Here is a 23,134-nt window from a genome sequence, read left to right on the forward strand (position 1 = left end):
CCCCGCCAATGGCGGGGCCGCTTGCGTTTCGGGGCAACGGATCAGGCGGCGTAGCGCGCCACGTCCAGGCCCAGGGGGTCGATGCCGGGACGACGCCCACCCATCAGGTCGGCGAGCAGCTGGCCGGAGCCGCAGCTCATGGTCCAGCCCAGGGTGCCGTGGCCGGTGTTGAGCCACAGGTTGTCGTACTTGGTGCCGCCGATAATCGGCGTGGAGTCCGGGGTCATGGGACGCAGGCCGGTCCAGAACTCCGCCCGCGCCATGTCGCCGCCCTCGGGGAAAACATCCTTCACCACCATGCTGATGGTGGCGCGGCGCTTCTCCAGCAGGCTCAGATCGTAGGAGGCCAGCTCGGCGGTGCCGCCGACGCGGATGCGGTCATCGAAGCGCGAGATCGCCACCTTAAAGGTCTCGTCCATCACCGTGGACTGGGGAGCACCGCCATCATCCACCACCGGGATGGTCAGGCTATAGCCCTTGACCGGGTAGATGGGCAGGCGGATATCCAGGTCCTTGACCAGCATCGGCGAGAAGCTGCCCAGGCAGACCACATAGGCGTCGGCGGTGAGCTCGCCGGCGCTGGTCACCACGCTCTCCACCCGGCCGGCGCTGCGCTTGATGCGCTCGATGGTCACGCCGAAGCGGAACTCGACACCCAACTGGTCACGGCAGTAGTCGGCCAGGCGGTTGGTGAAGAGGTGGCAGTCGCCGGTCTGGTCATCGGGTAGGTGCAGGCCGCCGACGAACTTGCCGGGCACCCGGTTGAGGGCCGGCTCCACCGCCTTGACCTGTTCGGCGTCGAGCAGGTCGTGACGCACGCCGCACTGCTCGAGCACCTTCATGTCCTTGGCCACGGCTTCCACCTGGTAATCGTGGCGGAACAGCTGCAGCAGGCCGCGCTGGCGATCCTCGTAGCGGATGCCGGTGTCGGCACGCAGGGTATCGATACAGTGGCGGCTGTATTCCGCCACCCGCACCATGCGCTCCTTGTTCACCGCATAGCGGTCGGCGGTGCAGTTGTTGAACATCTGCATCATGAAGCGCGCCATGGCCGGATCCATCTTGGGCTGGATCTTCAGCGGGGCATGCTCCTGAAACATCCACTTCACCGCCTTCTGGGGAATCCCCGGCGCCGCCCAGGGGGAGGAGAAGCCGAAGGAGACCTGACCGGCGTTGCCATAGCTGGTCTCCATGGCCGGCGCCTCCTGGCGGTCGACCACCGTGACCTCATGCCCCTGACGGGCCAGATAGTATGCGCTGGTAACACCTACGACGCCGCTGCCGAGAATCAGGACCTTCATCGCCTACCCCTCTTGTCATGCCATTGTTCGGGTTGGCCGGCGGCTGCCGGCGCAATGGATGCAGTATAGGTCTGCGATGACAGCAAAATATTCCAAATATTAAGCTTTAATCATCATTTTAAAACAAAGTTATTCATATGATTGGACTTATCAAGTAATAGAACGGTGTTTTTAAATGGTTTTCACTAGCCTATCCATCCTGACCCGCAGCAGCCGCCGACTCCACTGCCAGGCCAGGGCCCCGGCCAGCAGGTTGCCCAGCGCCGCGCCCGCCGCCAGGCCCACCAGGTCCCCCAACCGCGCCCCCAGCCACAGGCAGGGCAGATAGCAGAGGAAGAGCCGCGCCGCCGACATCAGCATGGAGCGCAGCGGCCAGCCCAGGGCGTTGCCCGCCGAGACCATCAGCATGCACAGCCCCAGCAGCGCATAGCTGGGCAACAGGAAGCGAATCAGCAGGGCCAGGTCCTGCTGCACCTCGGGATTGCCGGAGAGCCCCGCTGCCACCCAGGGCGCCAGCAACGCCAGCACACCGCCCAGGGCCAGCTGCCAGCCCACCACGACGCGCACCGCCAGGCGCAGCAGGCGGTCGACCTGGGCCCAGTCGCCGGCACCGTAGCAACGCCCCAGCCAGGGCGGCAGCGACATGGTCAGCGCCAGCACCACCACCAACGAGAGGGTCTCCAGGCGACTGGCCAGGCCCCAGGCGGCCACGCTCGCCTCGCCCAGGGTGGCCACCACGGCGATCGCCAGCATGGCCGCCAGGGGCGGCATCAGCTGTCCGACCATGGCCGGCCCGGCGATACCCAGGAAGGGGCGTGCCGAGCGCCGTGCCTCGTCGAGGAGCCCCTCCAGGGCGAGCCAGGCCCGACCCGCCAGGCGCCGCCCAACGATGATCAGCCCCAGGGCGAAGGCCAGGACCGTGGCCCAGGCGGCGCCGGGCAGGCCCCAGCCCTCCCAGGGCCCCAGGCCGAAGATCAGCAGCGGGTCCAGCACCAAGTTGGCCAGGCTGGTCAGCACCATCAGCTTGCCCGGTAGGCGGGTATCGCCATGGGCACGGAAGAGGCTATAGCCGAAATAGAGCAGGGCCCCCAGCCAGGCGGCCAGCAGTTGGGGCGCCCAGTAGGCGCGAATCAGCGCCCGGGTCGCCGAATCGGCCCCCAGCAGGGTGAAGATCGGCGCCTGGATCAGCCACAGCAACAGCGCCAGGCCACCCAGCACCGCGGCCCCCAGCAGCAGCACCAGGCTACCCAGGCGGCGGGCCCGCTGCGCCTCGCCGGCCCCCAGGGCTCGGGAGATCAGGGCGGCGATGGCGATCCCCAGGCCCACCTGGATGCCGATGATCAGAAAACTGAGGGGAAAGGTGTAGGCCTGGGCCGCCAGGGGGGCGGTGCCCAGGCGGGCGATAAAGGCGCTGTCGGTGAGCTGAAAGCCCAGCAGGGCCAGTACCCCGAGGGTCATCGGCCAGGTCTGGCGCCAGAGCTGGCGGGCCAGGCTCGGCGAAGCGGTGGTGGATACGGACACGTCGGCTCCGGAATGAAACGTTAGCCGGCTAGTGTAACGCCTCTCCTCCTGCGGCGGCAGGTCGCCTCAGTTGGTCAGGCCATCGCCGTCGAGCACCAGGGCCCCCAACAGGCGACGGGTATCCTCGGCGGCCATCGGCTTGAAGCAGTAGTAGCCCTGCACCAGATCACAGCCCAGGTCCCTAACCAGCTCCAGTTGCTCCTCGTTCTCGACCCCTTCGGCCACCACCTCCAGGCCCAGTTGATGACCGATAAACACCGCCGCCGCCATGATCGCCCGATCACTGGGCTGATCCGGGGCATCGTGAACGAAGCTGCGATCCACCTTGAGGGAGGTCACCGGGAAGAGCTTGAGGTAGCTCAGCGAGGAGTAGCCGGTACCGAAGTCATCGATGGCGATCTTCATGCCACGATGATAGAGACGCCGCAGGTTGTCGAGGAGGCCGGTATTGGCCTTGATCAGCACGTTCTCGGTGAGCTCGATCCCGATATCCTCGGGCTCCAGGCCATGCCGCTCGAGGGCCGCCTCGAGGCGGGTGAAGAGTTCGGGATGCGCCACCTGGCGCCCGGACAGGTTGATATCGATACGGTAGTCGCTGAGGCCCTCGGCCTTCCATTCCGCGCGCTGACGACACGCCTCCTCGATCACCCAGTCGCCGATACGCTCGATCAACTGAGAGCGCTCCGCTACTGGGATGAACTCCGCCGGCGAGACCACGCCCCCCTCCCGGGGAAACCAGCGCAGCAGCGCCTCGACCTGCTCGACCCGGCCGCTTACCGCCGAGACCTGGGGTTGATAGAAGAGTTGCAGCTCGCCCAGGCGCAGCGCCTGCTGCAGCCGCTCGACCATCTGATGCTCGTGAACCAGCTCGTCCTGAAGCTTCTGATTGAAGAACCAGTAATGCTGGGTGGTGGAGAGCTTGGCGCGATTCTTGGCCACGTCGGCGTTATGGATTAGCTCCAGGGCCGTGGTGCCGTTATCGGGGAAGAGGCTGATCCCTAGGCTGGCGGTGATATGCACCTCCCGCTCCCCCACCTGGAAAGGCAGCAGGAAGGCGTGCAATACCTTGTCGACCAGGCGCATGGCGTCGTTGTCATCGCGTAGCTGTCCGAAGGCCATCACGAACTCGTCGCTGCCGAAACGCGACAGCAGATCGGAGCTACGCTGACAGTTGCGCAGCCGACGGGCGACCTGACGCAGCAGCATATCGCCCTGGGCATAGCCCTGGGCATCGTTGATCTCGGCGAAGCCATCCAGATCGATAAACAGCACCGCCAGGTTATGGGCCTGACGGCGACACCCCTCCAACTGGGCCTCCAGCTCGGTCTCGAAGGCACGCCGATTGGGCAACAGGGTCAGGGTATCGAAACGGGTGACGAACTCCAGGTCGCGATGGGCCTGCTTCTGTACCGAGAGATCCACGTCGACGCAGAACATCAACGGATCCTCGGTCTGTTCACCGAGCATCACATGGTGGGAGAAGACCGCCACCGGGGCACCGGACTTATGGCGCAGCTCCAGCTCCGAGGCGGGAATCTCGCGGCCCTGCTCCACCCAGTCATGGTGGGCCTGAATCACCCCCTCGCGCATCATCTCGGGGATGATCAGATCCTCCAGCAGTTGCCCCTGGGCCTCCTCCGGAAGGTAGCCATAGAGCTGGGAGCTGGCGGCGTTCCAGTAGATCACGCGCCGATTACGGTCATACCCCTGCACCGCCACCTTGGGCAGGCTCTCCAGCAGGGCGCGAAAGCGCTGCTCGCTCTCGCTATGGCGACGCTGCACGTCCACCAGTTGCCGCGAGACCTCACCGAAGCGGCGGCGCTTCCGTCGACGATACAACAGGAGGGCCGCGCCCAGGGCGCCACAAGCGGCCAGCCCGCTGGGGATCGCTGCCGGCCAGACATAACTGGCCAGCACCGTGAACCCCAGCAGAATCCCGACCAACAGCAGGGTGTCGAGGGATCGCCTGCCGCTCGGGGTAGCGCGGGAAGGACGGGACTTTGCCGGCACGTGTCTTATCCATTCTCGGTCATTGAAAGGCGCCATCTTAACGCATGCGTCGGGGGACGACAGTTTCCTTCCACTTACCCTAGCAGGCCAGGGCATCCCTGCCCGTCGTGCCGCCAACGCAACCTCGCCCACCAAGATACACTCTTTGACATTTCTTACGCTCTATTAACACGCTTGATCTGTTGCCACGGCAATGGTTCGCGTTGTCCCGTCGCCATTCCGGCGATGTTCCCACCCAGAGGATAGACCCATGAAACAGGAAAGTCTTAAGCACGGCTACGATCTCTCGACCCTGATCACCCAGGCTCCGGCCCCCTACTGGGATCCCGAGGTCGCTCATACCCTGACCCGCCAAGACTGGTGCGTCACCGATATCTCGTCGCGTCTCGACCTGGATGCCTGGGGCGGCTTCCTCGCGACCCTGCCCCGCGACCCCTACGTCAATCGCCGCTGGAAGCGCATGGCCTGGCTTTCTGTGGCCGACGACGGAGCGGTGGAGGTGATGGGAGACTGTCCCATGGCCCAGGGGGGGCGCTTCAATGATGCCGAGAGCATGGCCGACAAGCTGCGTTACTACCCGAGCCTGGAGGAGGAGTTCCTGGAGCGCGCCGATGTGCACGACTTCGTGCGTCACTGGGCGCGGCTGTGGGGGATCGGCCCCAAGGAGCCGATCCTGATGCAGATCACCGGCGTACGCGGCAAGGGTACCCATGACCCCCTCCAGGGCCAGGGCATCCATGCCGACGGTTGCCGCTTCCTGAGCATCCTGGTGATCAACCGCGACAATGTCGCCGGCGGCACCAGTCGCGCCTATGCCGACAAGGCGGGCAACCGGGTATTGATGGAGCACACCCTGACGCCGGGGGAGGTCCTTCACCTGCGCGACGATCGGCTCTTCCATAGCGCCGATGCCCTGCACCAGGTGACTCCAGAAGCCCCGTTCGAGCGCTTTATCGTGATCATCAACAGTCGCTTCGTGGATCCCTTCCAGAACAAGATGCTCAAGCGCTACTTCCCGGATGCGGTGCTCGATCCCCACTAAGTCATCGCCATAAAAAACGCCGGCTCCTCGCGGAGCCGGCGTTCTCGTGAGAGCCCGGAGATTACTGGCGAATGCCCTCGAAGGTGACGTAGAGCTCGAGCTCGTGCATCGCCTCGGGGAAGGCACTCATGTCGATGCCGTAATCGCCGAGGGTCAGGGTGGTGCTGCCCTCGAAACCGGCCCGGTAGTTACCCCAGGGATCGTCGCCCTCCCCCAGCAGGGTCACCGGCATCTCGATGGCCTGGGTCTCGCCCTTGAGGGTCAGCTCGCCGCTCAGCACGCCCTCGCCCTCGCCACTGGGTTCGAAGCCGGTGGAGACGAAGGTCGCGGTGGGGAAGCCGTCGGCGCCGAGGAAGTCGTCGCTGAGGATGTGACGATCGCGCTCGGCATGGTTGGTGTTGAGGCTGTCGACCTGCACCTCCATCTCGACGCTGGAGGCCTCCGGGTTCTCCGGGTCGTAGCTGAAGCCGCCTTCGAAGGTCTCGAAGCTACCCAGGATATAGGAGAATCCCAGGTGACTGATCTTGAACTGCACGAAGGCGTGCTGGCCCTCGGTGTCGATCACATAGTCGGCGGCCTGGGCCTGGCTCAGCGGGACCAGGGCGGCGGCGGCCAGGGTGGCCAGGGCGGTCTTCTTCAGCATAAATCACTCCTTGTGGTTCGGCGTCGATTCCCGGGGATACCCCGGGGACCGGATGACGAAGGGGTCAGTGGGAACGTGCCACCAGCATGCGACGGAGCACGTCGTGGCGGTCGAGGTAGTGGTGCTTGAGGGCGGCCAGGGCATGCAGGCCGGCCAGGCTCATCAGCGCCACGGCGCTATACCAGTGCACCGAGCCGGCGATGGACGCCTGATCGGGCAGGCCGCTGATCAGCGCCGGTACCTCGAACCAGCCGAAGACGTCGATGCCGCGGCCCTTGGCGGTGGAGATCAGGTAGCCACTGACCATCACCGCGAGCATCAGGCCGTAGAGGCCGATATGCCCGAGATGGGCGCCGAGGCGCTCGAGACGCTTGCCGGGCACCCGGGGCGCCGGCTGCACCAACCGCCACACCAGCCGCGCCAGGGTCAGCCCCAGCACCAGCATGCCCAGGGAACGATGCCACCAGGGCGCCAGGTTGTACCAGGCGTCGTAGTAGCCGAGATCGACCATCCACCAGCCCAGCACGAAGAGCCCGATGATCGCCACGGCACTGATCCAGTGCAGGGCGATGGTGATCCAGCCCCAGCCGCTGCGGTGATTGCGCCACATCCTCGCCGTCCTCTTGAAACACGATAAGGCGTAGCTTAATCACTGCATGGAAGGGATGCATCCCCGGTGAAGTAAAGGGATTATTTCCCAATAAGAAATAGTGACCGAGGAACTTTCGCGAGCCCCCAAAACGACACTCGCCCCACTAGGCGGGGCGAGCGTCGCTTCAGGGCATGCTAACAGGGCTTACAGGGCATCCAGGCCTCGGGCCAGGTCCGCCTTGATATCTTCCAGCGACTCCAGCCCCACGGCGATGCGGATCAGCCCCTGGCTGATGCCGGCCGCGTCCCGCTGAGCATCGCTCAGGCGCCCATGGGTGGTGGTGGCGGGATGGGTGATGGTGGTCTTGACGTCGCCCAGGTTGCCGGTGATGGAGAGCAGCCGGGTGGCATCGATCACCGACCAGGCGCCCTCGCGCCCGCCCTTGACCTCGACCCCCAGGACGGCGCCATAGCCCTGCTGCTGGCGGCTCGCCAGGGCATGCTGGGGATGGCTCTCCAGGCCGCTGTAATAGACTCGCGTCACCGCCGGGTGGGCCTCCAGCCACTGCGCCAGGGCCAGGGCCTGGTCGCAATGGGCGCGCATGCGCAGCCCCAGGGTCTCCAGCCCCTTGGTGAAGATCCAGGCGTTGAAGGGGCTCATGCAGGGGCCACAGGTACGCACCACCCCGAACAGCTCCTCCAGCTCCTGATGGCGCCCTACCACGGCGCCGCCGATGGCGCGCCCCTGGCCATCCAGGTACTTGGTGGCGGAGTGGATCACCAGGTCGGCGCCGAGCGCCAGGGGCTTCTGCAGCGCCGGGGTCAGGAAGCAGTTATCGATGGCCAGCCAAGCCCCGTGGCGATGGGCGATCTCGGCGAGGGCGGCGATATCCACCAGCTCGGAGAGCGGGTTGGACGGCGTCTCGGCGAACAGCAGCTTGGTGGCCGGGGTGATGGCGGCCTCCCAGGCGTCCAGGTCGGCCAGCTCCACATAGCGGGTGGTGATGCCGAACTTGCCCAGGTACTTGTCGAAGAGGCTGACGGTGGAGCCGAACAGCGAGCGCGACGCCACGATCTCGTCGCCTGCCTTGAGCAGCGCCAGGGCGGTGGAGAGGATCGCCGCCATGCCGGAGGCGGTGGCCACGCAGCGCTCGCCCCCCTCCAGGGCCGCCAGGCGCTCCTCGAAGGTACGCACCGTGGGATTGGTGAAGCGGGAGTAGACGTTGCCCGGCTCCTCGCCGCCGAACTTGCGCGCCGCCTCGGCGGCGCTGCCATAGACGAAGCTGGAGGTAGGGAAGATTGGCTCCCCATGCTCCTGCTCCGCGGTACGCCGGTGGCCGGCGCGGATCGCCAGGGTATCCAGCGACCAATCCGATGTCTGATCCATGGGAGCCCCTTAATCGTCGAGATCGTCGTCCTGGTTATGCATCCCCACCAGGGCATGATCGCCGGCGCTCTGCTGCTTGGCGCTGTCGTTGCGCGAGGCCTCCAGGGCCGCCAGGTAGGCGTCGTCGATATCGCCGGTCACGTAGTTGCCGTCGAACACCGAGCAGTCGAATTCCTGCATCGCCGGATTGACCTCGCGACAGGCACTCTTCAGGTCCTCGAGGTCCTGATAGAAGATGCGGTCGGCGCCGATCAGCTCGCCCACTTCGGCCTCGCTGCGCCCATGGGCGATCAGCTCGTTGGCCGCCGGCATATCGATGCCGTAGACATTGGGGTAGCGCACCGGCGGCGCGGCGGAGGCGAAGTAGACCTTGTTGGCACCGGCTTCCCGGGCCATCTGGATGATCTGCTTGCAGGTGGTGCCGCGCACGATGGAGTCGTCCACCAGCAAGACGTTCTTGCCGCGGAACTCGATATCGATGGCGTTGAGCTTCTGGCGCACCGACTTCTTGCGCTGGGTCTGTCCCGGCATGATAAAGGTGCGGCCGATATAGCGGTTCTTCATGAAGCCTTCGCGAAAGGTGACCCCCAGGTGCTGGGCCAGCTCCAGGGCCGAGGTGCGCGAGGTATCGGGGATCGGGATGACCACGTCGATATCGTGCTCCGGCCAGTCGCGCAGGATGCGATCGCCCAGCTTGCGACCCATCTGCATGCGGGTGCCGTACACATAGGCACCGTCGAGGATGGAGTCGGGGCGCGCCAGATAGACGTGCTCGAAGATGCAGGGGGCCAGCGTCGGGGCGTCGGCGCACTGCTGGGTGTGAATCTGGCCGGCCATGTCGACGAAAATCGCCTCGCCCGGCGCCAGGTCGCGATGCAGCTCGAAGCCGCCCACGTCGAGGGCCACCGACTCGGAGGCGATCATCACCTCCTGACGCCCCCCGTCGTCCTGGCGAGCCCCGTAGACCACCGGGCGGATGCCATGCGGGTCGCGGAAGGCCACCATGCCGAAGCCGTTGATGATGGCCACCGCGGCGTAGCCGCCCTTGCAGCGGCGATGCACGCGACGTACCGCGTCGAAGACGTCCTCCGGCGACAGGTAGAGGCCCTGCTTGCCCAGCTCGTGGGCGAAGACATTGAGCAACACCTCGGAGTCGGAGCTGGTATTGATATGGCGCAGGTCGGTGGAGAAGAGCTCCTGCTTGAGCTGGTCGGAATTGGTCAGGTTGCCGTTATGGGCCAGGGTGATGCCGTAGGGGGAGTTCACGTAGAACGGCTGCGACTCCGCCTCGCTGGAGGAACCGGCGGTGGGATAGCGCACATGGCCGATGCCCAGGTTGCCCTTGAGGCGCGCCATATGGCGGGTATGGAAGACGTCCCGCACCAGGCCGTTGCTCTTGCGCAGCAGGAAGCGGCCCTCATGCCAGGTCATCATACCGGCGGCATCCTGCCCTCGGTGCTGGAGGACCGTCAGGGCATCATAGAGCCCCTGATTGACTGCCTGATTGGCCATAAGGCCCACGATACCGCACATTCCGCCTTACCTCGCTTGCATTGACTCGCTTGCATTGACCCGCTGCGGCCGGCGCCGCGGCGGTAAATTCTTGCCGCCGCCCTCAGGGGGGCTCGGTCGGCTCCGTCGCCCCGCCGCGCATGTCCGGCAGGGAGAGTTCGCGCCACTGCTCCAGACGCTCCGGTTCGTTGAACTCCCAGGCCTCGAACTGGGTGACCGCCCAGTCGCGCAGGGCCTCGAAGGAGGGCCGCAGCTCGGCCTGCTGCCAGGCCTCGAGCTGGGCCAGGGGCGTCAGGGAGATCAGAATGGTCACCAGCACCAGGATGGCGCCCCCCTTCAGGGTGCCGAAGGCCGCCCCCATGACCCGATTGAAGAAGCCCATGCCGACCCACTCGACGGCGGCATGCAGCAGGCGGATCACGATGCCACTGGCGATCACCACCCCGAGGATCACCAGGATAAAAGCCAACACCAGGCGACCATCGGCGCTGTCGATCAGCCCGCTCAACAGCCCCGCCACCGGCTCGGCCAGGAAACGCGCCGCCAGCAAGGCCAGGATCCAGGCCCCCAGGCCCAGGGCCTCGCGGACCAGGCCGCGCATGAAACCGGTGAGCATGGTCACGGCCAGCACCGCCAGGAAGGCCCAGTCGAGCCAGGTCAGCGCCATGGTGTCACTCCCCCGCCCGGACCGACAGGCCCTGGAAACTGCGGCATCGGCTCATCATGTCACTCCCCTGCCCGGACCGGCAGGCCCTGGAAACTGCGGCATCGGCTCATCATGTCACTCCCTTACCCGGATCAGCAGGCCCTGAATATTGGCCCGATCCTTGAGCTCACCGCGGGCCCGCTCCCCCGCCTCGGAGCTCTCGAAGGGCCCCACGTAGACGGTGGTCAGGCCGTTGTCCCGGGGGCGACGATAGGCGCGAAAGCCCTGTTCGCTGAGCTGGCGCTCCAGGCGCTCGGCGTTGGCCGGCTCGCCGAAGCTGCCCGCCTGCACCGCCCAGTCCCCCGCCACCGCCGGGCGAGCGTCGCCGCCGCTCTGGGCGGCCCGGGCCAGCTCGGCGATGGGATCCGATGCCGGCTCGCGGGCCTCGGGCTCGGGAGCCGGCTGAGGTTCAGGCTCGACCGGCGCCTCGACTTCCGGCGCCTGGCGAACCACCTCGGGCTCGGATGCGGCAGGCGCCGGCGCCTCGGGCAACGCCGTCAAACCGCCCGGTGAACTCGGCCCATCGCTGCCACCCTCGGCCTCGACTTCCCCGAGACTCGCCGGCGGCGTCGGCTCCTCCACCGGGGTGCGATCCACCTCGATGGGCTGCTCGATGGTCAGCACCGGTTGCGGGCGCTCCTCCCGAGGGGCGGGCTCATCGAACAACATGGGTACGAAGATCACCCCCAGGGCGATCAGGATCACGGCGCCGCTCAGGCGCTCACGCATTCCATACTTCATCGGGACCTCCCCGATCCTGGTTCCTTGTGCTGGCCCGGCCGGCCAGCGCCTCGACCACGGTAACGATCATGACTGCCAGCCGGCCAGGACGTCGGCCACGGTAAAGAAGGAGCCGCAGACCAGCACCTCGTCGGCCTCGTCCAGGCGCGCAGCCAGCCAGTCGGCGGCGAGCCGGGGCGAGTCGAGCTCGGCGACCACCTCGCCGCCGGCGCCGCGCACCACCTCGGCCAGGGCGGCGGCCGTGCGGGCCCGCTCCCCCTCCAGAGTGGCACACACCCAGCCATCGATCACCGGCGCCAGGGCCCTTACCACCCCTTCGGCATCCTTGTCGCCGAGCATGCCCAGCAGCGCATAGCGCCTGGCCCTCGGGGCCAGGGTGCGCTCGGCGAGGCGCGCAGCCAGATACGCCGCGGCATGGGGGTTGTGCCCCACGTCCAGGCACCACTGGCCTCGCCACTGCATGCGCCCGGCCAGAGTCACCCCGGCCAGCGCACGACGACAGGCCACGGCGTCGAGGGTCACCCCCGCCAACGCCAGGGCCTGAAGCGCCGTGGCGGCGTTGTCCAGGGGCAGGCCCGGGTCGGGCAGCGCCGCCAGATGCAGGGCGGCGCCCGCGGCGTCGCGACCCCGCCAGGCCCAGCCCTCCGCGCTGAGCTCGCGACGATAGTCCTCGCCCAGGGTATGGCGTACCGCCCCCAGCCCATCGGCCACCTCGACGACGCTGGCCGGCAGGTCGGTGCTACCCAGTACCGCCGGACGCCCCGCGCGCAGGATGCCGGCCTTCTCGCGGCCGATGCCCTCCAGGTCATCGCCCAGGAAGGCGGCGTGATCCTGGGCCACGGTGGTGACCACCGCCACGTCCGGGTCGATCACGTTGACCGCGTCCAGGCGTCCGCCGAGTCCCACCTCGAGGATGGCAAGCTCGGGGCGGCGCCGGGCGATGGCCCAGAGCGCCGCCAGGGTGCCCGCCTCGAAATAGGTCAGGCTCACCGCCTCGCCGTCGAGACGCGCCGCCTCCACCGCCGCGAAGCCGGCGATCAGGGTGGCGTCGTCGGCCTCCTCGCCATCGAAGCGCAGCCGCTCGTTATAGCGCAGCAGGTGCGGCGAGGTGTAGCTGGCGGTACTCAGCCCATGGGCGCGTCCCAGGGCCTCCAGCATGGCCACGGTGGAGCCCTTGCCATTGGTGCCGGCGACGGTGATTACCCGTTCGGCGATGGGGCCGGTGTCGAGGCCCAGCCGGCGGGCGACCCGGGCCACTCGCTCCAGCCCCAGGTCGATGCTGACCGGGTGCTGGCGCTCCAGGCGCTCGAGCCAGGCATCGAGGGTCGAGGGCATATCGCTCATCGCTTAGCGAGCATCCTTGGCGTCGTCATCGGAGCCCTCGGCCGCGGGCTCGGCGACCAGCGGGGCCGCCTCGACGGCGGGAGCCGCCTCGGCCTGCGCCAGCGACGGCTGGGCGGTCAGCTTGCGCAGCACGCCGCCCAGGCGGGTGCGCATCTCGCTGCGGTGGACGATCATGTCCACCGCGCCATGCTCGAGCAGGAACTCGCTGCGCTGGAAGCCTTCCGGCAGTTTCTCGCGCACCGTCTGTTCGATGACCCGCGGGCCGGCGAAGCCGATCAGCGCATTGGGCTCGGCCACGTTGAGATCGCCGAGCATGGCCAGCGACGCCGAGACGCCACCATAGACCGGGTCGGTGAGCACCGAGATATAAGGCACCCCGGCCTGCTTGAGCTTCTCCAGGGCCGCCGAGGTCTTGGCCATTTGCATCAGCGAGAAGAGCGCTTCCTGCATGCGCGCCCCGCCGGAGGCGGAGAAGCAGACCAGCGGGATGCCCGCTTCCAGGGCCACACTGGCGGCGCGCACGAACTTCTCGCCCACCACGGCGCCCATGGAGCCCCCCATAAAGGTGAACTCGAAGGCCACCGCCACCACCGGCAGGCCATCCAGGCTGCCGCGCATGGCCACCAGGGCGTCCTTCTCACCGGTGCCCTTCTGGGCCGCGGCCAGGCGGTCCTTGTACTTCTTGGAGTCACGGAACTTGAGGCGATCCGTCGGCTCCAGGTCGGCACTGATCTCCTCGCGGCCCTCCTTGTCGAGGAACCACTGCAGCCGCTTGCGGGCGGTCAAGCGCAGGTGGTGATCACACTTGGGACAGACGTTGTGATGCTTCTCGAGCTCGGGGAGGTAGAGTACCGCCTCGCACTTGGGGCACTTGCGCCACAGGCCATCGGGAACGCTCGCACGGCGATCCTTGCGCTGAATGCGCCCCATGGACGGCACGATCTTGTCAAGCCAGCTCATAACAGAAGAGTTCCATCATAGGCGGCCCGGCAATCGCCGGGCCTGCAGTGAGTCAATACGAGTGCCACGGCGACTCAGGCATCCAGGGCCTGACGCATCTCGCCGAGCACCGTCTTCAATACCGGGGCGATGCCCTCCGGGGCCTCGGCCCCTTCGGCGATCCGGCTGACCAGGGCGCTGCCGACGATCACACCGTCGGAGACCCCGCCCACCGCGGCCGCCGAGGCGCCATCGCGGATGCCGAAGCCGACGCACAGCGGCAGCTCGGTCAGGCCACGCAACGGCGCCAGGTGGCTGGCCACGTCGCCGGCATCCACATTGGCCGACCCCGTCACCCCCTTGAGGGAGACATAGTAGAGATAGCCCTCGCCATGGGCGCATATTGTAGCGGCCCGAGCCTCGGAGGTGGTAGGGGCGACCAGGAAGATCATCGCCAGGCCGCGGGCCTTGAGAATCGGCCCCAGCTCTTCGGCCTCTTCCGGCGGCATGTCGACGATCAGCACGCCGTCGACGCCGGCCTCCGCCGCGGCATCGGCGAAGGCCTGGTAGCCCAGGCGCTCGATGGGGTTGAGGTACCCCATCAACACCACCGGCGTGGCGGCATCCTGGCGACGGAATTCGGCGACCATCTCGAACAGGTGGCTCAGCCGCACGCCCTTGGCCAGGGCGCGCTCACAGGCCTTCTGGATCACCGGGCCATCGGCCATGGGGTCGGAGAAGGGCACGCCGAGCTCGATGACGTCGGCCCCCGCCTCCACCAGGGCATGCATGAACCCCACGGTGTGCTCGGGCCCCGGATCCCCGGCGGTCAGGTAGGGAATCAGGGCCTTGCGGCCCTGCGCCTTGAGGTCGGCGAAACGTTGGTCGATACGATTCATCGGGGCGTCCTTAGAGTACGATGCCGTCGAGCTTGGCGACGGTCATGATGTCCTTGTCACCGCGGCCGGAGAGGTTGACCACGATATGCTGATCGGGGCGCATCGTCGGCGCCAGCACCTTGGCATGGGCCAGGGCATGGGCGGATTCCAGCGCGGGCATGATGCCCTCGACCCGGGTCAGCTCGCGGAACGCCTCGAGCACGGCGTCGTCGTTGGCGGTCACGTACTCGACCCGGCCCACGTCCTTCCACAGGGCGTGCTCGGGGCCGACCCCCGGGTAGTCCAGGCCGGCGGAGATGGAGTGGGTGTCGCTGACCTGCCCCGCCTCGTCGGACATCAGGTAGGTGCGGTTGCCATGCAGCACGCCGCGCGGCGCATTGGAGGCCAGGGGCGCGGCGTGGCGACCGGTCTCGACGCCGTCGCCGCCCGCCTCGACCCCATACATCTTGACCTCGTCGTCCTCGACGAAGGGATAGAAGAGCCCCATGGCGTTGGAGCCGCCGCCGACGCAGGCCACCAGGGCATCCGGCAGGCGGCCGATCTGCTCCTGGGACTGGCGGCGCGCCTCGCGGCCCACCACGGCGTTGAAGTCGCGCACCAGCATCGGATAGGGGTGCGGGCCGGCCACGGTGCCGATGATGTAGAAGGTGTTGTCGACGTTAGTAACCCAGTCGCGCAGCGCCTCGTTCATGGCGTCCTTGAGGGTGCGGGTGCCGGACTCCACCGGAATCACCCTGGCCCCCAGCAGCTGCATGCGATAGACGTTGAGCTTCTGGCGCTCGACGTCCTCGGCGCCCATGTAGACCTCGCATTCGAGGCCCAGGCGCGCCGCCACCGTGGCGGTGGCCACGCCGTGCTGGCCGGCGCCGGTCTCGGCGATGACCCGCGGCTTACCGCTCTTCTTGGCCAGCAGGGCCTGGCCGATGGTGTTGTTCACCTTGTGAGCACCGGTGTGATTGAGGTCTTCCCGCTTGAGCCAGATCTGCGCGCCACCCAGTTCCCGTGACCATCGCTCGGCGTGATAGAGCGGCGAGGGACGACCCACGTAATGGGCCAGGTCACGGTCGAATTCGGCCTGGAAGTCGGGATCGTCGCGAAGGCTCGCGTAGATGCTCTCCAACTCCTCCAGGGCGAAGCTCAACGTTTCCGATACGAACCGGCCGCCATAGGGGCCGTAATGGCCGCGGGCATCGGGCAGTCGGGTCAGGTCGCTGAACTTGGTCACGAAAGACACCTCACAGGGTCGCTTGGGCTTGGATGGGATGGCTCAGGAGTACCTGGCGCAGGAAGGCTGCGATCTTGGCGGGGTCCTTGACCCCGGGGGCGTGCTCCACCCCGCCGGAGACATCGACGGCGAAGGGCTGCACCGCGGCGATCGCCTGGCCGACATTGTCGGCGCTCAAGCCTCCCGCGAGAATAACAGGTTTTGCCAGGCTTGCGGGGATCCGCGACCAGTCGAAGGTCTCCCCGGTACCCCCCGGCACGCCGGGCTTGTAGGCGTCCAGCAGCAGGGCCCGGGCGCCGGTGTAGTCCGCCGCGGCGGCGTGCAGATCGAGGCCCTCGCGCATGCGCAGCGCCTTGATCCAGGGCCGTGGCAGGCTCGCGCAGAATTCGGGAGACTCCTGGCCGTGGAGCTGCAGCAGGTCCAGGTGCTCGGCGCAGCGGCCGATCAGCGCGGGGTCCTGGTCGACGAAGAGCCCCACCCGGGTGACGAAGGCCGGCACTCGGGCGCTCAAGGCGGCCAGGCGCTCGGGGTCGATGCCGCGCTTGCTGCCCGGCCACATCACGAAGCCCAGGGCATCGGCGCCGGCGGCCACGGCGGCGTCGACGTCCGCCTCGCGGGTCAGCCCGCAGATCTTGACCCGGGTACGTTGCAGCATGGGCTTACTCCTCGGTGGCGATGAGGGAGACGAGCGGGCGACCGCGGCGGTACTCGACCATGGGGCAGTCCGGCAGGGGGCGCTCGCCGGTCCACTCGCCAAGGAAGGCCAGCAGATTGGGCCCCAGCGGCTCGGCGGGCAGCCCATAGGCCTCGTCATAGAGGGAGTCGACGAAGTGCAGGCCACAGGCCGGCGCGGTCACGGCGCCCTGGGCGCGATCCTTCAGGGTCAGCAACTCGGCCAGGTAGGTCTCGGTCTGTTCGCCACGCCCCACCGCCACCAGGGCGCCGGCGATATTGCGAATCATATGATGCAGGAAGGCGTTGCCCTGGACGTCGATCACCACCAGGGGACCATGGCGATGCACCTCGATAAAGTGCAGGTGCCGCCAGGGGCTCTTCGACTGGCAACCGGCGGCGCGGAAGCTCGAGAAGTCGTGCTCGCCCACCAGCACCTGGGCGGCGCGGTGCATCGCCTCGGCGTCCAGGGGGTCGCGACACCAGGTGACATTGGCACGCTCCAGCACCGGACGACTGGGCTGATTGAGGATCACGTAGCGGTAGCGCCGCGCCAGGGCCTTGAAGCGAGCATGGAAGTCGTCGGGGACCGGGTGCACCCAGCGCACGGCGATATCCCGCGGCAGGTTGGCATTGGCGCCGAACACCCAGGCCTTCTGGGAGCGGGCCGCCGGCGGGTCGAAATGCAGCACCTGGCGAGTGGCATGCACCCCGCTGTCGGTGCGACCGCTGCACAGCACCTTGACCGGGGCCGCGGCGACCTTGGACAGGGCATCCTCCAGGGAGGCCTGCACCGAGGCGGCATGCTTGAGGCGCTGCCAACCGCAGTAGGCGCTGCCATCGTATTCCACGCCCAGGGCCAGGCGTCCGGTCAGGGGGCGGGTCTCGTCTAGGGGCTCGAACAGGGGCATCGGCTCATCAGAGGTTGTGCTGGGCGATCAGGGCCCGCGCCTGCTCCCGTCGTTGGTCATCGCCGTCGGCCACGACGCGGGCCAGCAGCTCGGCGGCCCGTTCGCGCTCGCCCGTCTCGAGCAAGGCCTGGGCCTCGGCCAGGAGCCGCTGCGCTGCCGGGGCAGCGGCGGAGGCCTTATTATCCAGATCCGAGGCCGGGAAGGCCAGCTCCTCCACCTCCCAATCGTGGGGAATCTCGCCGTTGGCCGGCTCGTCGCCGGGCGTAAACTCCACCTCGGGCTGCCGGGGCGTCTCGCCCCGCGGCTCGGCGGGTTCGACCCGCGGCGGGCGATAGTCGATGATGCGCTCCGGCGACTCGCTCCGGGGCGCCTCGGCCTCCGCGGCGCTCGGCTCGCCTTGGTGCTCCCGGGGGGACTCGATGCGCCGTCCCGACGACTCGGCCTGAGCCGCCTCGCCATCGGGCTCGACGGATGCGCCTTCCGGTTCGCCCCCTTCCGTGCCGATACGCGCCTGCAGGCGGGCCAGTTCGGGCGCCAGGGCGGGATCGCCGTGGGCCTCGAGCCGCTCGCCTTCGCGGCGCGCCGCCGCCCAGTCATGCTGCTCCACCAGTACCGTCATCAGCTTCAAGCGCAGGTCGTCGCGCTCGGGGTCGCGGGCCAGGCTCGCCTCGAGAAGCTCCCGCGCCTGGTCATAGCGACCGTAGGCGATAAAGATATCCGCCTCGCTGATCGCCTGGGCCTCGGGAATGGCGCGACGCTCGGTCTGAACCGGGCCGGGCACGGCCCGCGCGGGATCGCCCTCCGGCACCGGGCTCGCCGCATAGCGCTCGGCGAAACTCTGCCCCTCGTCCTCCTCGCGACGTCGGCGCAGCAGCGCCCAGAGCGCCAGCAGCAGTGCCAGGGCGGCACCGCCCAGGGCCAGGGTATGATTCCGGGCCCCGGCCCAGAGCGCACCCCACCAGGGACGATCCTGAGCCGGGGCGCCCTCGGCAGGCGTCGCGCTATCGGGCGGCACGACGCCACCGAGCCCGGCCCCATCGGCCCCGCCGCCGGCGACCAGGGTCGCCAGCTGCTCGCGCAGGGCGGCCATCTCGTCGCGCAGGGCGGTAATCTCGCCACGCAGCTCATCCCGCTCCTCGCGTAGCTCGGCCAAGGCCACCGCGGGACGGGGCTCGCCCTCCCCCGCCGCGGATGACTGAGCCAGCAGCGGCTCGCCACTCTGCGTCGGTGCGACCTCGACCACGCTCTCCTCTTCGGCCAGCCCATCCGTCGCGGCCAGGGCCGCCGCCTTGGCGTCCTCGGCGACGGACGCTCCGAAGGCCGGCTCGCCGGCGCCCTCCTGGTCGGCCTGGCCCGCCGACTGCTCCGCGGCCAGCTCGGCATCGCTCAGCAGCACCAGGCGCGGCGCGGCCTGCTCGTCGCCGGCGCTTGACGCCACGGCCTCGCCTTCCGCCTCGCGAGCGGCGGGCGCTGCCGACTCGGCGGGGGACGCCGGAGTCTCGCCACCCGATGCCTCGGAGCCGGGTTCGGCCTCGGCTTGCGCCGCGGCCTCATCACTCTCGGGAGACGCTGCCTCTCGAGGGGCCAGGGCCTCGTCAAGCGCCGGCATGGCCACCGGCGCCGGCGCCCCGCCGCCGCGATTGGCCCAGGCCCGATGATGGGCCTGCACCAGCCGCTCCGCCTCGGCCGGAGAGATCGCCACCAGGGCCTCGCGGCGCGGCACGCTCAGGGTGAAGCCGGCGCGCATCTGGTTGATATTGCCGTTGGGGAAGACCTCGGGGTTGGCCGCCACCAGGGCCAGCATCATCTGCTGCATGCCGACGTCGCGATCCGGACGCAGCCGGCTGGCCACCGCCCAGAGGGTGTCCCCGGAGCGCACGAAGGCGGGATCGCCCTGGGCCTGGGCCGCCGGGGAAGGGGCGGCCGGCGAGGCAGCGAGCGGAGGTACCGCGGCGGGCGCCGGGGTCGCGGGCGTGGCCGGCACCCGGGGCGCGGCGGGCTCGACCAGGGGACGATAGCCCGGGGGATCCAGCAACAGGGTGATCTGGCGCAGCTGCTGGCCGCCCGGCCATGCCAGATCGATCAGTAGGTCCAAGTAGGGCTCATTGATCGGCCGTCGCGAGTCGAGCACCAAGACCAGGCGTTCGCCGCGGCGCTCGACCCGGAAGTCGAGATCACCGAGCGGCGCGCTGCGAGGCAGGCCGGCCCGAGCATAGGTCTGGGCGTCGGCGAGGCGCGCCTGGAAGCCCGCCGGGTCGAGGCCCCGGGTGTCATAGAGGGGAATGGTGGCCTCCAGCGGCGCCCCCAGATGGGAGTGCACTTCCAGGGCCCCGACCCCCAGGGCCAGGGCCTGGGGGGTGGCCAGGGAGAGGCCGAGCAGCACGACACCCTTGAGCTTGCGTTTCATGGCGACCCACCTATGGCTGAAGCGTCACTATCGGTCAGTGTAACACCTCTGATACAGGCCTCCTTGGCGCCCTCCCATTGCGTTTCAACGCCTACTGTACAAGGGAGCCATGATGCAAAACGCCTCCCGAAGGAGGCGTTTGTGGCATTGCCAGGCGATGCTTAGCGCTGTTCGCGCAGGATCTTGAGCATCCGCTTGAGGGGCTCGGCGGCGCCCCACAGCAGCTGGTCGCCGACGCTGAAGGCGGACAGGTACTCACCGCCCATGGCCAGCTTGCGCAGGCGCCCCACCGGGACGGTGAGGGTGCCGGTGGCCGCCGCCGGGGTCAGGTCGGCGATGGTCGCCTCCTTGTCGTTGGGCACTACTTTGACCCAGTCGTTGTGCTTGGCGATGCGCTCCTCGATCTCGTCCAGGGGCACGTCCTGCTTCAGCTTGATGGTGAAGGCCTGGCTATGGGAGCGCATGGCGCCGATACGCACGCAGAGGCCATCGATGGGAATCGGGTTGTTGTCGAGGCCGAGGATCTTGTTGGTCTCGACGCTGCCCTTCCACTCTTCGCGACTCTGGCCGTTATCGAGCTTGGTATCGATCCACGGCAAGAGGCTACCGGCCAGGGGCGCGGTGAAGTTCTCGGTGGGGAAGTCGCCGCCGCGCATGGCCGCGGTGACCTTGCGGTCGATATCCAGGATGGCGCTGGCCGGATCGCTCAGCTCGGAGGCCACGCTGTCGCGCAGGGCGCCCATCTGGTTGAGCAGCTCGCGCATATGCTTGGCGCCGGACCCGGAGGCGGCCTGATAGGTCATGGAGGTCATCCACTCGACCATATCGGCCTCGAAGAGCCCGCCCAGGCCCATCAGCATCAGCGACACGGTGCAGTTGCCGCCGACGAAGGTCTTGGCGCCACGGGCCAGTTGGGCATCGATCACATGGCGGTTGACCGGATCGAGGACGATGGTCGCCTCGTCGGCCATGCGCAGGGTGCTGGCGGCGTCGATCCAGTAGCCTTTCCAGCCGGCCTGACGCAGGTCCTGATAGACCGCCTTGGTGTAGTCGCCACCCTGACAGGTGATGACCACGTCCAGGGCCTTGAGGGCCTCCTGGTCGAAGGCATCCTTGAGGGGGGGCACTTCCACGCCGACGTCCGGCCCCGGCTGCCCGACCTGGGAGGTGGTGAAGAAGATCGGCTCGATGCCCTTGAAGTCTCCGTCTTCCACCATGCGCTGCATCAGCACGGAACCGACCATGCCACGCCAACCGACAAAACCGACTTTCAACATGTGAATGTCCTCCTGAAAATAAGTGTGCCTCCCCGCTCGGAGGAGGTAGCGCCCGCGGGTGCCACGGGCGCGGAAATACCGAGGGCGCTCTAGAAGCTCGGAGCGACTCTGGGGGCAGGACTGCACAAAGACGCTGTGAACCCTTCCCTGGGCGCTCGACTTTTTCGTCCATGAAAAAGACGCTTTGCTTCACCCTACCCCCAGCGCTCCTCGACTTGCCAATCGCTAGGGGCGGTGCCTTAGAGCGCCTCGAAGGCGGCCAGTACGGCGTCGCCCATCTCGGTGGTGGAAACCTGGCGGGTGCCCGGGTAGGCGATATCGGCGGTGCGCAGGCCCTGGTCGAGCACCTGCCCCACGGCGGTCTCGATGCGCTCGGCCAGGGCGGTCTCCCCCAGAGAGTAGCGCAGCATCATCGCCACCGAGAGGATGGTGGCCAGCGGATTGGCGATGTTCTGGCCGGCGATGTCCGGGGCGCTGCCGTGGCACGGCTCGTACATGCCCTGGCCGCTCTCGTTGAGGGACGCCGAGGGCAGCATGCCGATGGAGCCGGTGAGCATGGCGGCGGCGTCCGAGAGGATATCGCCGAACATGTTGCCGGTGACGATGACATCGAACTGCTTGGGCGCGCGCACCAGCTGCATGGCGGCGTTATCCACGTACATGTGCGAGAGCTCCACGTCCGGGTACTCCGGCGCCAGGCGCTCCAGGATCTCGCGCCACAGGATGGTCACCTCGAGCACGTTGGCCTTGTCGACGCTGCACAGCTTCTTGCCGCGCTTCTGGGCCATCTCGAAGGCCAGGCGACCGATGCGCTCGATCTCCGACTCCGAGTAGACGTAGGTGTTGAAGCCGACCCGCTCGCCGTCGCGCTCCTCGATGCCCCGGGGCTGACCGAAGTAGATGCCGCCGGTGAGCTCGCGGACGATCAGGATATCCAAGCCGGAGACCACCTCGGGCTTGAGGGTCGAGGCCTCGGCCAGCTGCGGGTAGAGCAGCGCCGGGCGCAGGTTGCCGAACAGCCCGAGGTTCTTGCGCAGGCCCAGCAGACCCTTCTCGGGACGCTTGGCGAGGTCCTCCAGGGTGTCCCACTGGGGACCACCCACGGCGCCCAACAGGATGGCGTCGGCGGCCTTGGCCTTGTCGAGGGTCGCGGCGGGCAGCGGCTCGCCGTGGGCGTCGTAGCCGGCGCCCCCCACCAGGCCCTCCTCCAGGGTCACGTCCAGGCCCTTGGCCTGGCAGGCCTTAAGGACCTTGACCGCCTCGCGGGTGATTTCCGGACCGATACCGTCGCCCGGCAGAACGAGAATCTTGCGGCTCATCAGGTGTCTCTTCCCTTGAATCGATGAATACGGGGCTCAGCCGGCCTGGCGGAACAGCCAGGGACGGTCGGCGCGATGCTTCTTCTCGAAGGCGCGGATGGCGTCCTCGTCCTGCAGGGTGATGCCGATATCGTCGAGCCCCTCGAGCAGGCAGTGCTTGCGGAAGGCGTCCACCGCGAACTCGAGGATCTCGCCGCTCGGCGTGGTGATGCGCTGCTGCTCCAGGTCCACGTCGAGGCGATAGCCCTCGTTGGTTTCGACCTCGCGGAACAGCCGGTCGACGGCCTCCTCCGGCAGGGTGATCAGCAGGATGCCGTTCTTGAAGGCGTTGTTGTAGAAGATATCGGCGAAGCTCGGCGCGATCACCACCCGGAAGCCGAAGTCGGCCAGGGCCCAGGGGGCGTGCTCCCGGGAGCTGCCGCAACCGAAGTTACGCCTAGCCAGCAGCACGCTAGCACCCTGGTAGCGCGTCTGGTTGAGCACGAAGTCGGGGTTGAGGGGACGCTGCGAGCAGTCCTGACCCGGCTGGCCCTCGTCCAGGTAACGCAGCTCGTCGAAGAGGTTGACGCCGAAGCCGCTACGCTGAATCGACTTGAGGAACTGCTTGGGAATGATCAGATCGGTGTCCACGTTGGCCCGATCGAGGGGCGCCACCAGCCCCTGCTGACGTTCGAATTTCTGCATGAC

20 protein-coding genes are annotated in these 23,134 nt (G+C 67.9%); 1 reads left to right on the forward strand and 19 read right to left on the reverse strand.

Annotation, left to right across the window (positions count from 1 at the left end; all coding sequences use genetic code 11):
• Positions 1 to 41: 41 nt before the first annotated feature.
• From HPA02_RS13820 to HPA02_RS13830, 3 genes are all read right to left on the reverse strand, one after another.
• The gene (locus HPA02_RS13820; RefSeq protein WP_146803788.1) at positions 42 to 1,301 is read right to left on the reverse strand and encodes a D-amino acid dehydrogenase; all 1,260 of its coding nucleotides are present in this window, start codon (positions 1,299 to 1,301) and stop codon (positions 42 to 44) included.
• Positions 1,302 to 1,472: 171 nt separating this feature from the next.
• Entirely contained in the window at positions 1,473 to 2,759 is a 1,287-nt protein-coding gene (locus HPA02_RS13825; protein ID WP_146803818.1) for an MATE family efflux transporter, read from the reverse strand.
• A gap of 129 nt (positions 2,760 to 2,888) precedes the next feature.
• Positions 2,889 to 4,832: a putative bifunctional diguanylate cyclase/phosphodiesterase gene (locus HPA02_RS13830; protein WP_276508218.1), complete on the reverse strand. Its 1,944-nt coding sequence runs from the start codon at positions 4,830 to 4,832 to the stop codon at positions 2,889 to 2,891.
• A 250-nt stretch (positions 4,833 to 5,082) separates the two neighbouring features.
• Here HPA02_RS13830 and HPA02_RS13835 point away from each other — a divergent pair, with 250 nt between their 5' ends.
• Positions 5,083 to 5,874 carry a 2OG-Fe dioxygenase family protein gene (locus HPA02_RS13835; RefSeq protein ID WP_146803790.1) on the forward strand — a complete coding sequence of 264 codons (792 nt, stop codon included), beginning with the start codon at positions 5,083 to 5,085 and terminating at the stop codon, positions 5,872 to 5,874.
• 61 nt (positions 5,875 to 5,935) lie between these two features.
• Here the strand turns inward: HPA02_RS13835 and HPA02_RS13840 are convergent, their stop codons facing one another.
• The 16 genes from HPA02_RS13840 to leuD form a co-directional block, all read right to left on the reverse strand.
• The gene (locus HPA02_RS13840) at positions 5,936 to 6,517 is read right to left on the reverse strand and encodes a YceI family protein (RefSeq protein WP_146803791.1); all 582 of its coding nucleotides are present in this window, start codon (positions 6,515 to 6,517) and stop codon (positions 5,936 to 5,938) included.
• A gap of 64 nt (positions 6,518 to 6,581) precedes the next feature.
• Entirely contained in the window at positions 6,582 to 7,127 is a 546-nt protein-coding gene (locus HPA02_RS13845) for a cytochrome b (protein ID WP_146803792.1), read from the reverse strand.
• A 186-nt stretch (positions 7,128 to 7,313) separates the two neighbouring features.
• A complete protein-coding gene (locus HPA02_RS13850; protein WP_146803793.1) occupies positions 7,314 to 8,495 on the reverse strand; it encodes an O-succinylhomoserine sulfhydrylase in 1,182 nt (393 codons plus the stop codon).
• 9 nt (positions 8,496 to 8,504) lie between these two features.
• Positions 8,505 to 10,028, reverse strand: a complete 1,524-nt coding sequence (gene purF / locus HPA02_RS13855) for an amidophosphoribosyltransferase (RefSeq protein WP_146803794.1) — start codon at positions 10,026 to 10,028, stop codon at positions 8,505 to 8,507.
• An 82-nt stretch (positions 10,029 to 10,110) separates the two neighbouring features.
• Positions 10,111 to 10,674, reverse strand: coding sequence for a CvpA family protein (locus HPA02_RS13860; protein ID WP_146803795.1), 564 nt, complete (start codon positions 10,672 to 10,674; stop codon positions 10,111 to 10,113).
• 114 nt (positions 10,675 to 10,788) lie between these two features.
• Positions 10,789 to 11,454, reverse strand: coding sequence for an SPOR domain-containing protein (locus tag HPA02_RS13865; RefSeq protein WP_146803796.1), 666 nt, complete (start codon positions 11,452 to 11,454; stop codon positions 10,789 to 10,791).
• 66 nt (positions 11,455 to 11,520) lie between these two features.
• A complete protein-coding gene (folC, locus tag HPA02_RS13870) occupies positions 11,521 to 12,798 on the reverse strand; it encodes a bifunctional tetrahydrofolate synthase/dihydrofolate synthase (RefSeq protein WP_146803797.1) in 1,278 nt (425 codons plus the stop codon).
• A 3-nt stretch (positions 12,799 to 12,801) separates the two neighbouring features.
• Complete coding sequence (accD, locus tag HPA02_RS13875; RefSeq protein WP_146803798.1) at positions 12,802 to 13,758, reverse strand: acetyl-CoA carboxylase, carboxyltransferase subunit beta; 957 nt, start codon at positions 13,756 to 13,758, stop codon at positions 12,802 to 12,804.
• A gap of 74 nt (positions 13,759 to 13,832) precedes the next feature.
• Positions 13,833 to 14,636: a tryptophan synthase subunit alpha gene (gene trpA / locus HPA02_RS13880; protein ID WP_146803799.1), complete on the reverse strand. Its 804-nt coding sequence runs from the start codon at positions 14,634 to 14,636 to the stop codon at positions 13,833 to 13,835.
• A gap of 10 nt (positions 14,637 to 14,646) precedes the next feature.
• Entirely contained in the window at positions 14,647 to 15,861 is a 1,215-nt protein-coding gene (trpB, locus tag HPA02_RS13885) for a tryptophan synthase subunit beta (RefSeq protein ID WP_146803800.1), read from the reverse strand.
• Between the two features lie 10 nt (positions 15,862 to 15,871).
• Positions 15,872 to 16,516, reverse strand: coding sequence for a phosphoribosylanthranilate isomerase (locus HPA02_RS13890; protein WP_146803801.1), 645 nt, complete (start codon positions 16,514 to 16,516; stop codon positions 15,872 to 15,874).
• Between the two features lie 4 nt (positions 16,517 to 16,520).
• Positions 16,521 to 17,444, reverse strand: a complete 924-nt coding sequence (gene truA, locus HPA02_RS13895) for a tRNA pseudouridine(38-40) synthase TruA (protein WP_146803802.1) — start codon at positions 17,442 to 17,444, stop codon at positions 16,521 to 16,523.
• Positions 17,445 to 17,451: 7 nt separating this feature from the next.
• Positions 17,452 to 19,851: a FimV/HubP family polar landmark protein gene (locus HPA02_RS13900; RefSeq protein ID WP_146803803.1), complete on the reverse strand. Its 2,400-nt coding sequence runs from the start codon at positions 19,849 to 19,851 to the stop codon at positions 17,452 to 17,454.
• A 161-nt stretch (positions 19,852 to 20,012) separates the two neighbouring features.
• On the reverse strand, positions 20,013 to 21,128 hold the full coding sequence (gene asd, locus HPA02_RS13905; RefSeq protein ID WP_146803804.1) for an aspartate-semialdehyde dehydrogenase: 1,116 nt from the start codon (positions 21,126 to 21,128) through the stop codon (positions 20,013 to 20,015).
• 239 nt (positions 21,129 to 21,367) lie between these two features.
• Complete coding sequence (gene leuB, locus HPA02_RS13910) at positions 21,368 to 22,447, reverse strand: 3-isopropylmalate dehydrogenase (RefSeq protein WP_146803805.1); 1,080 nt, start codon at positions 22,445 to 22,447, stop codon at positions 21,368 to 21,370.
• Positions 22,448 to 22,483: 36 nt separating this feature from the next.
• Positions 22,484 to 23,131 (reverse strand): 3-isopropylmalate dehydratase small subunit, encoded by a 648-nt coding sequence (gene leuD, locus HPA02_RS13915; protein ID WP_146803806.1) that lies wholly within the window; start codon positions 23,129 to 23,131, stop codon positions 22,484 to 22,486.
• Positions 23,132 to 23,134: the final 3 nt, after the last annotated feature.

Source organism: Bisbaumannia pacifica (assembly GCF_007989625.1).
Taxonomy (GTDB): domain Bacteria; phylum Pseudomonadota; class Gammaproteobacteria; order Pseudomonadales; family Halomonadaceae; genus Bisbaumannia; species Bisbaumannia pacifica.

Excerpts from the sequence above, each read along its gene's own strand:
- accD (WP_146803798.1), bottom strand. The coding sequence starts at position 13,758 with ATGAGCTGGCTTGACAAGATCGTGCCGTCCATGGGGCGCATTCAGCGC.
- purF (WP_146803794.1), bottom strand. The coding sequence starts at position 10,028 with ATGTGCGGTATCGTGGGCCTTATGGCCAATCAGGCAGTCAATCAGGGG.
- HPA02_RS13890 (WP_146803801.1), bottom strand. The coding sequence starts at position 16,516 with ATGCTGCAACGTACCCGGGTCAAGATCTGCGGGCTGACCCGCGAGGCG.
- leuD (WP_146803806.1), bottom strand. The coding sequence starts at position 23,131 with ATGCAGAAATTCGAACGTCAGCAGGGGCTGGTGGCGCCCCTCGATCGG.
- HPA02_RS13840 (WP_146803791.1), bottom strand. The coding sequence starts at position 6,517 with ATGCTGAAGAAGACCGCCCTGGCCACCCTGGCCGCCGCCGCCCTGGTC.
- leuB (WP_146803805.1), bottom strand. The coding sequence starts at position 22,447 with ATGAGCCGCAAGATTCTCGTTCTGCCGGGCGACGGTATCGGTCCGGAA.
- HPA02_RS13820 (WP_146803788.1), bottom strand. The coding sequence starts at position 1,301 with ATGAAGGTCCTGATTCTCGGCAGCGGCGTCGTAGGTGTTACCAGCGCA.
- truA (WP_146803802.1), bottom strand. The coding sequence starts at position 17,444 with ATGCCCCTGTTCGAGCCCCTAGACGAGACCCGCCCCCTGACCGGACGC.
- HPA02_RS13900 (WP_146803803.1), bottom strand. The coding sequence starts at position 19,851 with ATGAAACGCAAGCTCAAGGGTGTCGTGCTGCTCGGCCTCTCCCTGGCC.
- HPA02_RS13845 (WP_146803792.1), bottom strand. The coding sequence starts at position 7,127 with ATGTGGCGCAATCACCGCAGCGGCTGGGGCTGGATCACCATCGCCCTG.
- folC (WP_146803797.1), bottom strand. The coding sequence starts at position 12,798 with ATGAGCGATATGCCCTCGACCCTCGATGCCTGGCTCGAGCGCCTGGAG.
- HPA02_RS13865 (WP_146803796.1), bottom strand. The coding sequence starts at position 11,454 with ATGAAGTATGGAATGCGTGAGCGCCTGAGCGGCGCCGTGATCCTGATC.
- HPA02_RS13850 (WP_146803793.1), bottom strand. The coding sequence starts at position 8,495 with ATGGATCAGACATCGGATTGGTCGCTGGATACCCTGGCGATCCGCGCC.
- HPA02_RS13825 (WP_146803818.1), bottom strand. The coding sequence starts at position 2,759 with ATGACCCTCGGGGTACTGGCCCTGCTGGGCTTTCAGCTCACCGACAGC.
- asd (WP_146803804.1), bottom strand. The coding sequence starts at position 21,128 with ATGTTGAAAGTCGGTTTTGTCGGTTGGCGTGGCATGGTCGGTTCCGTG.
- HPA02_RS13835 (WP_146803790.1), top strand. The coding sequence starts at position 5,083 with ATGAAACAGGAAAGTCTTAAGCACGGCTACGATCTCTCGACCCTGATC.
- trpA (WP_146803799.1), bottom strand. The coding sequence starts at position 14,636 with ATGAATCGTATCGACCAACGTTTCGCCGACCTCAAGGCGCAGGGCCGC.
- HPA02_RS13860 (WP_146803795.1), bottom strand. The coding sequence starts at position 10,674 with ATGGCGCTGACCTGGCTCGACTGGGCCTTCCTGGCGGTGCTGGCCGTG.